At 37.7% G+C, this 16,468-nt stretch carries 3 protein-coding genes; all 3 read left to right on the top strand.

The window, feature by feature from the left end:
• Positions 1-121 precede the first annotated feature (121 nt).
• From EHQ52_RS05825 to EHQ52_RS05835, 3 genes are read left to right on the top strand one after another with little or no spacing between them, the layout of a single operon-like run.
• Positions 122-10,030: a type I polyketide synthase gene (locus EHQ52_RS05825; protein ID WP_135614307.1), complete on the top strand. Its 9,909-nt coding sequence runs from the start codon at positions 122-124 to the stop codon at positions 10,028-10,030.
• On the top strand, positions 10,027-10,473 hold the full coding sequence (locus tag EHQ52_RS05830) for a holo-ACP synthase (RefSeq protein WP_135614308.1): 447 nt from the start codon (positions 10,027-10,029) through the stop codon (positions 10,471-10,473). The genes EHQ52_RS05825 and EHQ52_RS05830 overlap by 4 nt, the downstream gene beginning before the upstream one ends.
• A 10-nt stretch (positions 10,474-10,483) precedes the next feature.
• Positions 10,484-16,384 (top strand): carboxyl transferase domain-containing protein, encoded by a 5,901-nt coding sequence (locus EHQ52_RS05835; RefSeq protein ID WP_135614309.1) that lies wholly within the window; start codon positions 10,484-10,486, stop codon positions 16,382-16,384.
• Positions 16,385-16,468 lie beyond the last annotated feature (84 nt).

A 16,468-nucleotide genomic window follows, 5' to 3' on the forward strand; every position in this document is an offset into this window, starting at 1 on the left:
GCGCATTACGATTTTGATTTTATTAAGCGTAAAAAATTTTTTTCTTGAAATCAAAACGTAAACTCTTCCATTTCAAATGAAATCTTCATAAATGAAAAAATAAAAATGGAAGGGTCAATATATGAAAACGAATTATTCAAGCGGAGCTTTGCCTTCTGAACAAGTATCATCACTCTTTAAAAATCTTTCCGCTCAATCTGCTAAAACATTTGTAACCTTCGGTGGGCAAGGTATAGATCCTATTCCTGAGTTACGTTCCTTCTATGAAGAAGGTCATTCTCATTCTGAATTTTGGCAAACTGTCTTCTCATCTATCGAAGAGGAATGTAAGGCAATCCATAAAGATAGACTTATAGGAGCATTACCCTTAGGTTTTCATTTAAAGGAATGGTTGGATCAACCTGAACTAACTCCGGATCATTCCATCTTAAAGAATTGTTCTTATAGTATTCCACTTATCTTTCTAGCCCAAGCTTCTGCTTTATTTAGAGTTCTCCAAGATGAATCTAATTGGGAGGCTCTATTTAACGAGACCTCGGGCATATTTGGCCATTCCCAAGGAGTATACGCTGGATTCTTATTATCTTCTTCCCCAGATAAACCCACATTCTTAAAAAATCTGTCGCTGATACTTCGGAACTTGATCAGCTTAGGGATCCGAGTCCAAGAGGAATTTCCAATTTTAGAATTGGATGTTACTGCAAAAAGATTTTTGAAAGCGGATGAGATTCCCTCTCCTATGGCCGCCTTAAAATCGGAAAACGACCCCTTATTAACTGAAGAATTAGAAAAATTCAATGTAAACAGAAGTTCCGAGGACACAGTATATTTAGGCTTGAAGAATGGACCAAAGGCTCGAGTAGTCTGCGGTTCTCCAGAGTCTTTATTAGAATTCAGAACTTTCCTTACTAATAATAGCTTTCCTAATCTGGAATCCTGGACATTCCTAAAAATTTCTGCTCCATTTCATAGCCCTTTATTAAGAAGAGTTCCTGTACTCTTAGAGGAGGATGTCAAAAGAATTGGATTCAATCCAAAACAATCTGATCTAAAAATTCCTTTATACGATACAAGAGATGGAAGAGATCTCAGAACTGAATCAGATATTGCACTCGCATTGTCTAGAATGGCAGTAGCAGAAATATTAGATTGGGAAATCTGCTTAGGAAGTTTAGAAAAAGAGGAAGCTAAAATTCTTCTGATATCATTCGGACCAGGAGTAGATGCCGAAAAATTATGCTCCCCTACTCTAAAAGGAAAATCCTATCTAGTTCGAAACTTAAGCAAACCTGAATCTTACAGATCCTTTACCAAAGAAACTAATTTAGAATTTCCTAAATCATGGAAAGAATTCCAACCAGAAACAGTAGAACTTCCTAATGGAAAAGTTTTCTTAAAAAACAATTATTCTGTTTGGACAGGAAGAGCTCCTATCTTCGGAGGAGGTATGACTCCTTCTACCGTTGAACCTGGAATAGTTATCTCTGCCGCAAAGGAAGGATATTTGGTAGAATGGGCAGGCGGAGGACAGGTAACCGAAGAACTATTCAGAAAAAGAATGGATGTATTTCGAAAAGAATTACCTCCAGGAGTCGGCATAGTAATCAATCTTCTATACCTAGATGCTTATTTATGGAATCTGCAAGTTCCGTTAGTGAAAAAACTAAAAAGTGAAGGAGCTCCTATCGAAGGAGTCACCATCTCTGCGGGTATTCCAGAAGCCGAAGAAGCAATTCGAATATTAAAAGATTTTGAAGCTCACGGGATTTGGCTAAATTCTTTCAAGCCTGGAACCCAAAAACAGATCCGACAAGTTATCTCTATCGCAAAACAAATACCAGATTCAAAAATCCTAATGCAGATAGAAGGTGGAGCTGCAGGAGGACATCATAGCTGGGAAGATCTAGAAGAACTAGTTCGTTCAACCTATGGCGAGATTAGAGATTGTAAGAATATTATCTTAGCAGTCGGTGGGGGAATTGCAGAACCTCAAGATTCAAAATTTTGGTTATTCGGAAACTGGGCAGGAAAAAACCCAATGCCAGTAGATGCAGTCTTCTTAGGCACAAGACTCATGGCCGCAAAAGAATGTGCTACATCAGAAAAAATTAAACAAGCCTTGGTAGATATCTCAGGATCTGAAAATTGGAAAACAACCCAAGAAGGAAAAAACGCGGGAGGAGTAATCTCGGGAAGATCAGGACTAGGCGCTGATATTTATTACGCAGAAAATACTTGGACCAAACTTTCGTCGCTCGCTGAAGAATTAACAAAAGGAAAAGAAACTGAAGAAGCTAAAAAAGTAGTATTATCCAAAAAGAAAGAATTAGTTTCTCTCATTAATTCTACTGCCAAACCTTATTTCGGTGATCTAGAAGAGATGAGTTATACTCAAATTCTTTCCAGATATTTAGAGTTAACCTGTCCAGGGCAAAGATTAATTTCTCCAGAAGGAAATTGGCCTGATCATCCATTTATAGATAAAAGTTTCAGAAATAGATTTATAGAATTAGTACAAAGATTCGAATCTAGGGTCTCAGAACCATCGGACCAGAATTCTATATTGGAAAAAATAGGATCTGACTTTGATCCAAATGTTTTTCTAAATGAATGGAAGAACAGATATAAAAACGCGGATACAATTCTAATCTTACCAGAAGATATAATCTTCTTCTTTAACGTTTGCAAAAGACCAGGTAAGCCAGTAAACTTTATCCCAGTAATTGATGAAGACTTAGTAAAATGGATCCGTTCCGATTCTCTTTGGTATTCTCATTGTGTAGGTATAGAGCCAGATTCTTGCGCTTGGATCCCAGGACCAAAAGCCATCAAAGGAATTCATAAGGCAAACGAACCAGTCTCTTCCATCTTCCAAAACTTTCTGCAAATAAATTTAGTTAATTCTAAACCAAAAAAAATCCATTGGGAAGATTTATTCGATTCGGATTTTCAAGGTAAAAAAATACTGAATTTATTCTCAGAGGAACAAATTAGAAATAATTCGGTCTCTATATTCGAAAACATTGATATAAATTCGAATGATTGGATATTGATTTTAGCAGAATTAGGAAAAGGATTCCTAAATGCTATTTTAAAATCTCCTAAAATCGGACAAACATCCTCCGATTTAAAACTATTCTTTGAACCAAGAATTGGCAGAAAATTTATTTGGGAAACAAGCGGCTCAGAAGAATTGTTACTGATCCAAGTCTGGGAAGAAAACAAACTAAAAGTAGAGTTAAAACTTTCGGAAAAAGATTCTGCAGAGTTAAAACTTTTCTTCTACGATCCTAAGGATGGGAATGCTATTCCTTTTCAAAGAAAGTTTAGCGCAGGCAAAGTTTCAGGAACATTTATAGAAGAAGATCTTGCCTTTAAAGAAAAATCCGGCCTCGACCTTTATTTGAAAACATGGGGATTGGATCAAAAAATTGATCTGAATTCTTCTAAGAATATCTCTCAAGAATTAGAATCAGAGATCGTAATCGATAAAGAATCTATTTTAAATTTCAGAAAAGCGATCGGAGAATTAAGAAGAACAGATCTTAAATCAGATCCGAATCCTCCTCTTGGAATGAGCACGGCTTTCGCATGGAAAGTATTACTCTCTCCATTATTTACATTAGAAAATAAGAATTTATTTAGACTTTTACACTTCTCTCAAAATTTCCAGTGGGAAAAAGAAGCAAATGATTTGGTCCCAGGAGACAAACTAAGATCCAAAGCAAGACTTGCTAAAGTTCGCAAATTAGGTTCTGGCCAAGAGATACAGATCTTGGGAGAAATTTCAAAAGAAGGGAAGAAAGTCTGCTCTTTCCAAACTGGATTTTTGATCCGAGATGTTTATGCTAAATTCGAAGAATTCGATTCTTTACCTTTCGAAAAAAGTATTCTGATCAAATCGGAAGCAGAATCCAATCTTCTAAATTCTATCCCTTGGATTTACAAAAGAGAAGATCAAGAAGCGAGCTCAGTTGGATCTAAATTAAAGTTCACTTCTACAAATCGCCTTGTTCTATCTTTGGGTTCAAACCAGGAACTTCATACAATCGAAGGTAAGATCCAGAAAGTTTCAGGTTCTCATTCGGAAGAATGGGGAAAATTTAAATCAGAAGAAAAAACCAATGTTGGAATTCCAACATCATTCGATCGATTCTTCTTAAATCTTACAGAAGCAGATCAAGAAATTCCACTTACGAAATCCTATAAGATCGTATCCGAAACTTTCTACGCCCCTTCTGACATGAGCGAATATTCTGCAGCTTCTGGAGATACAAATCCAATCCACACTGATATTGATTTTGCAAAATATGCAGGCTGGAAGGACAGAATTGTTCACGGGCTTTGGACTTCTTCTAGAGTAATTAAACAAATCGTAATAGATGTATGCGACGGAGATCCATCCAGATTATCTTCCTTCGAAGAAATATTCGAAGCTCCTGTATATTTAGGAGAAGAACTACTTTTAGAGGCAATCCATGTTTCCCAAAAGAAAGGATCTCAAATTCTATCTGTCAGTTTAGAGAATAGAAATGGTGAAAGAAAATTAAGCGCTAAAGCAATTGTTTCTCCTAAAAAAACGGGCTATGTATTCACAGGCCAAGGTTCTCAATCCCAAGGGATGGGAATGAAACTCAGAGATGAATTTCCGGAAGCCAGAAATGTTTGGCAAAGAGCAGAGAACACTACAAGAGATGAGTTAGGTTTCTCTCTTTTAAAAATTGTACAAGACAATCCAACTTCGCTGAAAGTAGGGAAAAAAGTTTGGAATCACCCTAAAGGAGTTCTTCATCTCACTCAATTTACTCAAGTTGCTTTGGTAACTAAGTCGATGGCAGATTGGGAGATCTTAAAAGAAAGAGGATTTTTAGATCAAGAAGCACCGTTTGCAGGACATTCTCTAGGAGAATTTTCCGCTCTATCTGCCAGAGGATTTTTAGGATTGGAAAATGTGATCCGGATCGTGTATGGAAGAGGACTTACCATGCAAAGTCTTGTCCCAAGGGATAAAGAAGGAAGAAGTCCCTTTGGAATGAGCGTCGTATTAGGAAATCGTCATGTAGGTTTGGACGAGGAAACTATCCTGAAAGTAGTAGCACAGATCAAAGAAGAAACCGGTCTTCCTCTGGAAGTAGTCAACTTAAACATACGAGATAAACAATATTCTGTAACGGGAGACCTTAAAGCCCTCACTGAAATGGAAAATCGTTTTAAAGAAATTGTAAGAGGCAAAAAGACTACAATTCGTTTGGAAGGAATAGATGTACCTTTCCATTCTAGAGTATTGGTAAACGGAGTTGCAGAATTCAGAAAAACTTTAGAAGCGAATGTTCCACAAATATCCGGCTTTGAAGAATTGGATGGAAAATACATCCCGAACTTGGTGGCAAAACCATTCTCCATCGATAAGGAATTTATAAAATATGTTGGAGAAGTTTCAGGAAGCCCGGTCCTAGAAAAAATCTTAAAAGAAAACCAGAAAATTTCTGATAAAGAACTCAGACGTATCCTGCTAATCGAATTACTTGCTTACCAATTTGCAATGCCAGTACAATGGATCAAGACCCAGGACCAATTTTTCCAAGATTTGAAAGTCAGAAGATTGATCGATCTAGGAGCCAGAGGAGATCTTGCAGGTATGGCAAGGCAAACTCTGAGAGAAGTTTCGGATCCTTCTTCTTTTGAAATTCTACATATAGAAGAAAATCGGAATATAGTCTTTTCAGAATTAGAAGATTGTAATACGGCTGAATTTTCCAAACTCAGAGAAATGCCGGAACCTATTACAATTGAAACTCCGACTGCGAAAATAGAAGTTAAGAACGTTCCTACACAAATCCAAGAAACCGTTCAAGAGTCCCAACAATTCGGTGGAGAAGAAGCATCCGTAAATCTCACTAAAAAAGATGCATTATTCGTATTACTTTCTTTGAAAGCAGGGATCCGACCTGAAGAAATTTTAGAAGATGAGAACATTGATATTCTTTTTGGAGGAAATTCTTCCAAAAGAAATCAGGTCATGGCAGATCTAGGAGCGGAATTCAAGACTACAAGTTTGGATGGAGCACATGAAAAATCATTAAAGGATTTAGTAAAATCCTTAGAAGAACAATCTGCATATACTCAACCAGGACCTTATCTCAGAACTTCTTTTGAAGAAACCTTAAAGAAATTTTTCCCGCCTGATTTTGGCAGAGCGGAAGTTTTCAAATATTTAAAAGAAGAAAGAGGCCTGAGTGCTTCTGGAATTTTTGCAGTCAGTATCTTTCTTCCTTTATATGTAAGAGAAGGAGAGTCGTTGAGAAAAGGAGCCTTAAGTTCCATCGCGTTAAACTCTCGGATCGGAAATTCTAAAGAAGCTTCCAAATGGTTGGATAAAGCAGTAGATCTATTTGCTCAGTCCAAAGGGATCAGGATAGGAAAACTTTCTGCGAACAACTCTGGAACTTCTGGAGGAGCAAAAGTAGATGCTGCGGCTTTAGAAGAATTAGAAAGAAAATATTTTGGAGCAGAAGGCATTTTTGGAAAAGCGATCAAAAATTTCCAATCCAGGCTCTTAGGAGAAGATCCATTTTCAGAATTCTTAATAAAGGATCTGAATGTTCTACAAGAAGCTAGGCAAAAGATCCAAGCAGAGTCCGCTCCTTCTTCTTTATTTGAAGAAAAGAAAATAGTTCGTTTTTCAAACTCGGAACAATGGGCAAAGAAAAAACTACTGCAAGGTCTTACAAGGATCAGAACCGGCGCGTCGCACCATTTAAGTTTAGAAGAAGAAAAATATTTTGCAAATCATGCAAACCCACTTCTATCTCAGGTTCTAAACTATTGGGATCAAATTTTGCAAAAGGACGAGATCCAATTTCCGGAAGAAAAGAAAAACATAGGATCTAAAAGAGAATATTTAAGATCACTTTCTTCTAAATGGGATCAAAATAGAAAACCAATCTTCCAAGCAGAAAATTCTGTATTACGTCCTAGATTAGAGATCTCAGAAGAAGGAAATTTAAACTTTAAAGAAGTAGAATCTTCTACTAAATTAAAGGATTTCTTTCAGGGGAAAATTTCTATTGGAACAAGTACGGACCAGGGAGCCAGCTGGGCAGAAAATAAAAAAGAAACTGAGTCGATCCTAAACTCCATTTTACATTCTTCTGGCGAAGGAATTTCTTTTTCAGGTCTGAAAGTTTTAGTAACAGGTGGAGGTCCAAACTCAATTGCGTTGGAGACTGTATTCGTATTGCTTGCTGGCGGTGCGGATATTATTCTAACGACTACTTCTTATTCTCCTGAAAAAGTTAAATTCTATAAAAGAATATTCCAAAAGTACGGAGCAAAAGGTGCTTCTCTCTCCTTAGTTCCTTTCTCCCAAGGATCTTTTGAAGACATACGTTCTCTTTCAGAATGGCTGATCCAAAAAGATTGGGAGCCTGATGTTTTAATTCCATTCGGAGCAGTTGGAGAAGAGAATACTGGATCACAATTGGATGATTCTTCTTTAACTTCGTTGAGAGTCATGTTGCTCGGTGTGGAAAAACTGATAGGCACTCTAGGAAGAGTGAAAAACACACCTACGGAAACGTCTCCACTTCATGTGATCCTGCCTCTTTCACCGAATCATGGGATCTTCGGAAGAGATGGAATGTATGCTGAAACTAAATTGGGTCTTGAGACTTTGTTCCGCAAAAAATTCTCGGAAGAAGATGATTGGGGAAAACATACAAGGATCCACGGTTGTGTGATCGGTTGGGTAAGAGGAACAGGCCTCATGGAAGCCAATGACCTTGTTGCTCAAGCGTTAGAAGAAAAATCAGGCGTGCTTACATTCTCCAGAAGAGAAATGGGACTACTTTTAGGAAACTTGATCCACACTTCTGTATTCCATTCTTCTGAACAAATTACTAAAACAAATTTCACAGGCGGCCTGGATTCTCAAACTGATCTTGGAAAAACTTTAGGGAAGATCCGAACAGATATTCTCTCAGAAGCCAAGATCAAAAAAGAAACCTTCTCTCTTAAAAATAAAATTATATTAGAAAAACAGGAAACTATTGCGAGGGAATATTTACCGAAGGAAGTGTATAAATATCCTTCTGTCCCTTCTCAAGCTAAACTGAATGGGATAGGACATTTAAAAGAATTAGATCTAACTCAAACGATTTGTGTAGTTGGTTTCGCAGAAGTAGGACCTGCGGGAAGTTCCATGACGAGATGGGAATTGGAAAAATCAGGAACACTTTCCTTAGAAGCCGCTCTCGAACTTGCTTGGATGATGGGTTTTATCAAATACCAAGCCGCAGATAAAGGAAGAAGTTGGACTGACTCCGAAACAGGAGAAGCTGTCGCAGAATGGGAAATCAAATCCAAATATGAAGAGAAAATCTTAACTCATACTGGAATTCGGATCATAGATAAAGAATCAGTTGGTTTTGATCCATCTGCATTATTCTCCTTTGTAGATGTAGTTTTGGAAGAAGACTTCTTCATTCCTGTTTCTAATTCAAAAGAAGCAGAGGAATTTAAGAAGGCAGAACCTGAAGCTACTGAAATTTATCACGATACTGAAAAAGACAAATGGTTCGTAAGAAGGAAAAAAGGAAGTACGATCAAAGCCAGAAAAGCTTCTGACTTCAATAGAAAAGTTGCAGGACAGATCCCGAAAGGATGGGACCCAGCAAAATACGGACTAACCAAAGATCTAACCGCACAAGTAGATCCGATCACAGTATATAATCTTTATTGCACATGCGAAGCATTCTTACGCTCCGGAATGGAGCCTATGGAATTGTATAGGTTCATACATCCAGGACTCGTAGGCTCCACAGTCGGATCAGGTATGGGAGGAATGGGCAAACTCAAAAGAATGTTTCACGACTTCTTACTTGGAAAAGAAAGACAGCATGACGCGCTGCAAGAATCGTTAATCAACGTTACTACAGCTTGGGCTCTCACCTCTTATGTAGGAGGATATGGTCCTGTCCAAACTCCAGTCGCAGCCTGCGCCACAGCAGGAATATCTTTAGAGATGGCAGCGAGTTTGATCAAAGAAGGTAAAGCGGGCTTTATGTTAGCCGGCGCCTTCGATGATTTTGCGATGGAAAGTTTAGTTGGATTCGGAGACATGCAAGCCACCGCAAGCAGTGTAGAGATGTTGGAACAAGGCATCGATCCAAAAGGAATGTGCCGCCCGAACGATATCCGAAGAGGTGGATTTGTAGAAGCTCAAGGTGGAGGAGTCGTTCTACTCGCAAGAGCAGACCTGGCTTTGGAAGCGGGACTTCCTGTTTATGGAATATTAGCATACGCTGGTTCCAAAACAGATGGTATCCAAGCTTCTATTCCTGCACCAGGACTCGGACTTTTATCCTTAGGTGCTGAATCTGAAAAAGAAAAATCACCTCTGAGAACTGCATTATCCGCTTTTGGACTCACTGCAGATGATATAGGAGTCGCATACAAACACGATACTTCTACAAAAGCAAACGATAAGAATGAAAACAAACTTTTGTATAATTTATTATCTAAGTTAGGAAGAAGTCCAGGAAACCTATTACCAGTCGTTTCTCAAAAATCTCTTACAGGGCATTCCAAAGGTGGAGCTGCAGCATGGCAGACAATTGGAATATTACAAACTTTGGAAGAAGGTATCGTAACTGGAAACCGAAACCTGGAAGAAGTAGATCCGGATATGAACGATTATCAGTTCATTACCTTTACAGATGAAAGTATTCCATTCGGTAAACATAATATTAAAGCCGGGATGTTGACTACTTTAGGTTTCGGACATGTGGGTGCACTTTGCCTTTTCGTTCATTCAGATTATTTCTTAGCGGCTCTAACTCCAGAACAAAGAGAAACCTATCTGATATTGAGAAGAAAAAGAGAGATCACCAACCGAAACAGATACCATGAGATAAGAATGGGTATAGGAAAACCTATGTATGAAAGACATACAAAGTCTTATTTCCAAGAAGAAGAAATCGGTATTCTTTTGGACGCAAACTACAGATCCAAACAGGGAGAGAAAAAATGAAATTAGAATCACAAACTCTTCCAAGTTTCGAATCTGTTAGCAGTCCTTACGCTTCTGTTGGAGTTGATCTTACTTTCATTCCTGAGTTCAAGGAAAGTTTACAGGATAAGGCTACCTTCTTCTTTAAAATTACTTTTACAGATTGGGAAAGAAATAAAGGACAGACAAAACCTGAAAATCAAAGAGCAAGTTTTTTTGCAGGAAGATATGCAGCAAAAGAAGCTCTGATCAAAGCATTGGATGGATATCGTTTATTCCAAAAGCCTGATTTAACTGTAAATTATTCTGAAATAGAGATACGTAATGACGATTACGGTCGTCCCTATTTTCGTTTTTACGGAAATTTTGAGACTTATCTAAACAATTTAAAACCGAATTCGATCCGGTTAAGCATCAGTCATACGGGGGATTATGCATTTTCCGAAGTCCTCCTGATATTTTAGGAGAAAGCGAATGATACCCACAAGAAAACCTGAACCAGATTCATTTACACAAGGAATATTAAGTATTCCTGAAATAGATTCAGTTATAAGAGAATTAAAAGTCTTAAACCCTGGACGCTCCGAAAGAAAAGAAATTTTGCCAGAACGAAAAGGAATACTGAGAAAAGTACTGATCGCAAATAGAGGAGAGATAGCCAAAAGATTCTTTTTAGTATTAAGGGAAGAAGGCATCCGTTCCGTTGCAGTAGTAACAGATCCTGATAGAGAACAATCTTGGTATGAATCAGCCGATGAGATCATATACATAGGAAGTTCAGATAAATATACAAATTCTCAGACAATCATAGCTGCTGCATTACTTTCAGACGCAAACGCTGTTTATCCCGGATATGGATTTTTATCCGAAGACTTCAAATTTGTAGAATCCTTAGAAGAAGCTTCTTTAATATATAAAAAGAATATAATATTTATGGGACCCAAAGCCTCAGTGATGAGAAAAGTGGGAAACAAACTGGATGCCAGAAAATTAGCACTGGAGAATGGTATCCCCCTTTTATTAGGAAGCGGACCAATCACCGGAGGAGAAGAGATCGCAATCCAAGAAGCAGAAAGGATCGGCTATCCTATCATGATCAAATTGGACAGCGGTGGCGGTGGAAAAGGAATGGTCATCGTAAGAAATTCCAAAGAACTAGTTCCCGCAATTGAAAGTGCAGTTCGGATCGGTCTCCAATCTTACGGAAACGGGACCTTCTTCTTTGAAAAATATGTAGAGAGACCTGCTCACTTTGAAGTACAAATTTTCAACTCCACCGCTGTTGGAATACGAAAATGTGCGGTACAAAGAAGAAATCAAAAAGTCGTAGAAGAAAGTGGAGAAACTTTTTTAGACGATAGAACCTTATTACAATTATTATCTTCTGCTGAAAAGATCGCTCATATCTCAGGCTACTCCGAAGGATGTGCCGCAGGAACTGTGGAATTCCTACTAGATTGTGAAACAGGCAATTTTGGATTTTTAGAAATGAATACCAGATTGCAGGTAGAATATCCTGTGACTGATCAATCTCTTGGCATTGATCTAGCAAAATGGCAAATTCTATTTTTCGACGGAAGAGAACAAGAGATACCTTACGACTCAGTAATCAGAAGAAGATTCTCCGATAGAAATCATTCTATCCAATGCCGAATATATGCAGAAGATCCTTTTCAAAACTATTCACCTTCTCCCGGAAAAATAAAAGATCTAGAATTGCCTACATTCAATGGAGTGCGTTGTGATTTTGGATTCAGAAAAGGCGATAGAGTATTAGGTGATTACGATCCTATGATCGGAAAATTGATCACTACAGGAACCACAAGAGAAGAAGCATTACTCAGAATGGAAAGAGCCCTTTCTGATCTATATATCCGCGGCATTACTACAAACATCGAACAACTGATCAAATTAGTAAGACATGATCTTTTTCGTTCAGGAGAATATGATAATTTAATTTTATCTAATAATGAAGAACTTACAAAAGCGGAGAAGGAATCAGAAGAAGAAGGTGCAATCATCTGCTCACTTGCTGAATCTGTTTTTATAACAGAAAACGATCTGAAAAGATCTTTTAGAGATAGAGATCTTCCCAAATTACTTCATTCTCAAGAGTCAGAATATTCCCTTTATGAATTCGAATTAAAATCGGAACTAAAAACTTTTAAGACCCGCTTATTCAGAACTTCTATTTCTAGTTATAGAGTATTACTAAATGGAAAAGATTTCGGAACCATTGGGGTTTCCGTACGCGGAGAATTAGGAGAAGAATTTTTAGTTGAATTTGAAGGAAGAACAATACCTGTTCGAGTGGATCGAAGGCCCTCTTATCATTTAGTTAGATTTCCAGATAAACAAGGAAAACTCAGGTATCTAAGATTTTCTATTCTATCCAAAGACAAAAAAAATAATACATCCAACGAAGGAGTATTACGTTCTCCTTTCCAAGGGACATTCGTAAAGATCTGCAATAACCCGTTAACAAATGGAACATGGAAGGAAGGAGAAATCATCCAAGAAGGAGATCCTATCCTAGTCATTTCAGCAATGAAAATGGAAACTGTGCTTACTGCGCCCGTCGGCGGAAGACTGGGCTATTTATTAGAACATGGAGATAGGAACAAATTAGTCAGGGGAATGACCGCTTCCGGAATGGTCCTCGGAAAAGGACTTAGCGAAGGAGAAATACTCGCCAAAATTGAAACAGAACAGAAATCCGAGACAAATAAAGAATTAGAAAATCATAATACTTCTGGGGAATCTATCTGGGAAATCTGGACTTCTATAGATGCAGATACAGAACTAAAACTTCCTCCAATCCAAAAAACTTCAGGCTCCGATCTAAGAACCTTTTTAAGGTCCTGGATGTTAGGAACTTTCAGAGAACAAGATGCAGCAGAAAAGATAGATTCTATACTTTCAAATTTCGAATTTGCAAAACTTTCAGATTCAGAAAATCGGCTTTGGGGAAACTTTTATATAGAACTTTTAAAATTCCATGTACTCGTGAGAAGAATATTCTCTTCAGATCCTGGTACAAAATTTTCTCATTATGGAGAAATACAAAGAGCACTTTCAGAATGGGATACTGAAGGGTATAATCCACCAAAGACTACGAAAAAACTTTTATCAAATGCATTTCATTATTATGGGATCAAACCTTGGAACCCTCTCAGAAGGACCAAGAGCCAAAAAGATGCATTTATATTTTTAGTAAAAGCTTATGCGAATCTGAGAGAAGGAAAAGAACTTACTGCAAAACTTTTAGAAATACTTTCCATTTATGCTCCGCCTACTCCTTCAATAGATCTTGCATTGAATGGAATCTTGTATTTAGAAGAAAGAGAGAAGGAAAGCTCACTCGAAAAAACAGTCCGAAGAATATTAAGCTCAAGAGGAAATCGTCCCCAAAAATTTAAAGGGGGAGATGCAACCATTTCCAGAAAGCATGTATTCGACTATGTAAGATTTTTGAAATCACCTTGGTCTTCAGTCTCCGAAGAAAAACCTGAAACCTTAGAAGAGAAATTCAGAAGATCATTTTCTGAAAACTTACCGCTACTCCCAGAAAACTTTGATGATTCCTTAACAGCCCAAATCAGAAAAAAACTTGAGTATTGGCAAACCCAAGGAAATATCAAAAGATTGTTTTCCCCTACTCCAGGGCATTTCTTGTATTTTCTGGAAACTGGAAAAGAAAAACAATATATACTCTTCTCCACTTTAAGCGCTAAACCTGGAACACAAACGTCCAGATTCGATCTAGAAACTACTGCAAAAATAGGAGCCTGTATTTTACAAGGTTCTCAAATATTCAAAAGACTAGATATTTTCAGATTAGAAGTTCTTGTCTCCGGATTTAAAGTAAAATTCGATCCAGGTTCCAATGAAGAGGATGTATTCAATTATAATAATATAATGGAATCAGCAGGTTCTGTTCTTCGTTTCTTCTTACATGGATTGTATAGTCAATTCACGATGGATTTCCTACCGGAAAACACTGAAAAGACAGTTACACTTTCCTTCTTCTTTAAAGATGGAAAGCTTAGAATGGACATTGCTCACCCTAATGACCCAAGATTTCCGTATTGTGTCGGAACAGATCCTAAAGACCTAGCAGTTTTTCAAAAAGGAAAATGGCCTTTGGAATGTTGGGTCTCTGAAGTATTCGATACTGACTCCGCAAAAGAGATCACGATCCCCGGAATAGACGGACTTCTCAGAAAAAATCCTAAAACAGGCAAAGAAGAAATCTATAGTCCCGGAGCAAAAATATTCGAAGGAAAAATAGGCGGAAAACCTGCATTATGCTTTTTTAAAGATTCCAGAGTTGCAGGCGGAGCCACAGGAGATTTAGAAGGAAGAAAATATATAGCGGCAGCGTACTACTCCTATCGAAAGGATCTTCCTTTATATATTTGGAATGATGGTGCCGGTGCAAATATCAAAGAAGGAATGGTTTCTTTGAATAGAGCGGCAGAAGGATTCTTCATGAATTCACTTTTAAGTGCTGGCGTCAAAGCATCCGATTTCAGAGCAGCAATCGAATCACATTCAGATCCAATCTTAAAAGAAGTATGTTCCGAAACTGAAAAAAAATACGGATCAGAATTCAGAAAATATAACTCAGAAGATAAACCCAATCTATGTTTTACTGTCGCAGTTGGAACAGGTTCATCAACTGGTTTGGATGTTTACGGTTCTTCTCAGGCATCTTTGCAAGTTCTCCTAAATGAAGACGAATCTTACAGAGTTCTTACAGGATCTTCTGTGATCGAGTCCGTAACGGGTGAGAAATTCACAAATTATGAGATCGGCGGCGCAAAAATTATGGGCCAAGCCACTGGTACTGTGGATTTTGTTGCCAATGATAAGATCCAACTCATTTGGATCATCAGAAGAATTCAAGATTCTTTGTTAGGATGCAAACTTCTTCCAAAAGAAAAAAGCCAAAGAGTTATATCAGAAAATTGGAATGTTTTAGATGAGAATGAGATCATCCATCACTCAGAGAGCGGCTTTTTCTTACCGATTAAAGAAAACTATTCTGGTTCAGGATCCTTAATTTCAGGATTCATTCGATTGGGACAAACACCTGTGCTTTCCATGGGACCAAGAACAAACGACGGATTTCATTCTCTTCCATGTATTATCAAAGCCAAAGAGTCTGTTCGTATCGCAGAAAAAACAGGTGCAAGTTTACTTTTAGTTTATGGAAGCAAATGGTTCAGAAGTTCTCATCTGGATGATTACGATTCTCTTAGACCAAGAAGGGACTTTCAAAAATCATTACAAAATTTTAAAGGAGCCTGTTTACATTTTGTTAAAAATCCAGAAGGACTTAGGGTTTCCGAACTCACCTCTAGTGCAGATGTATGGTTGCTTTTAGAACCGAATGAAAAAAGTAAAGCTTCCGCTCATAAAGAATTTTCGAATAAAAAAAGATGGGCAACATTCACTTCTAAAAACGAATCGGAAGCTTATGAGATCATCAAAAAATTCTTCCATCTATTAAATCATAGAAGTATCGAAAATTCCTCTCCAAGCAAAAATGAGATTAAACTTCCGAAAGAGATCACTGTTTCTTACGATATGAAAGAAGAGATCGTTCAGAAAATTTTGGATGAGAATACATTCTTAGAATTTGGAGAATGGGATCCTGGTTCGAGCTTGATCACAGGACTTGGAAGAATACAAGGAAGAACAGTTGCGATCATCGCTGACCAACCTAAAGGAGGAGGTTCTCCCGACGCACCAGGCACCGAAAAATTCAGAGTATTCACTGAGTTTGCAAATAAACATTCCATACCTTTATTAATGATTTCTGATGCTCCAGGATTTGTTCCAGGAACAAAACAAGAAAGAGCAAGGATACAACAGATCGGCGGAGAGTCTTTGGATGTAAACGTTCTCTCCGAAATTCCAGTAGTTTCTATCATATTAAGACAGAATTATGGCGGAAGACAGATCCACGCATTTAGCGGATTTTTAAGACCTGGGATCGCATACTATTCTCTGGCAGAAGCAACTCTTGCTGTGATGGGAGGAAATTCTGCGTTCGATCTATTCCAAGGAGCAAAAGTTTCCTCCCTCAGAAAAGAAGGAAATATTCAAGAAATTGAATCTATTCAAAAAGAATTTTTCGAGTCTTTTACCAAAAAATCCAGAGCAGATTTCGATGCAAAAAACACTGGGGTTTTAGATGGAACATTCGGATCCATTTCCGAATTAAGGGAAGTTTTAAAAATAGGTTTAGAAGAAGCAGATCTTAAACTTTCCCTTTGGAGAAAAAATAAAAACAAATACTCTGAAGGTGAAGTATATATTTGTCCTTCCAACTCCGAAGAAGATTGGAAAGATCTAATCTTACCTTAATTTGAAAAATCCGTTTGTAGGATTTCCTACAAACGGACTCAACTCAAAACTTCGGAACCACTCCAAAGTATATTCGGGGTGTGT

The organism is Leptospira koniambonensis (assembly GCF_004769555.1).
Classification (GTDB): Bacteria; Spirochaetota; Leptospiria; order Leptospirales; family Leptospiraceae; genus Leptospira_B; species Leptospira_B koniambonensis.

Bases quoted from the DNA above. Each gene is read 5' to 3' on its own strand.
- EHQ52_RS05825 (WP_135614307.1), top strand. From the start codon at position 122: ATGAAAACGAATTATTCAAGCGGAGCTTTGCCTTCTGAACAAGTATCA.
- EHQ52_RS05830 (WP_135614308.1), top strand. From the start codon at position 10,027: ATGAAATTAGAATCACAAACTCTTCCAAGTTTCGAATCTGTTAGCAGT.
- EHQ52_RS05835 (WP_135614309.1), top strand. From the start codon at position 10,484: ATGATACCCACAAGAAAACCTGAACCAGATTCATTTACACAAGGAATA.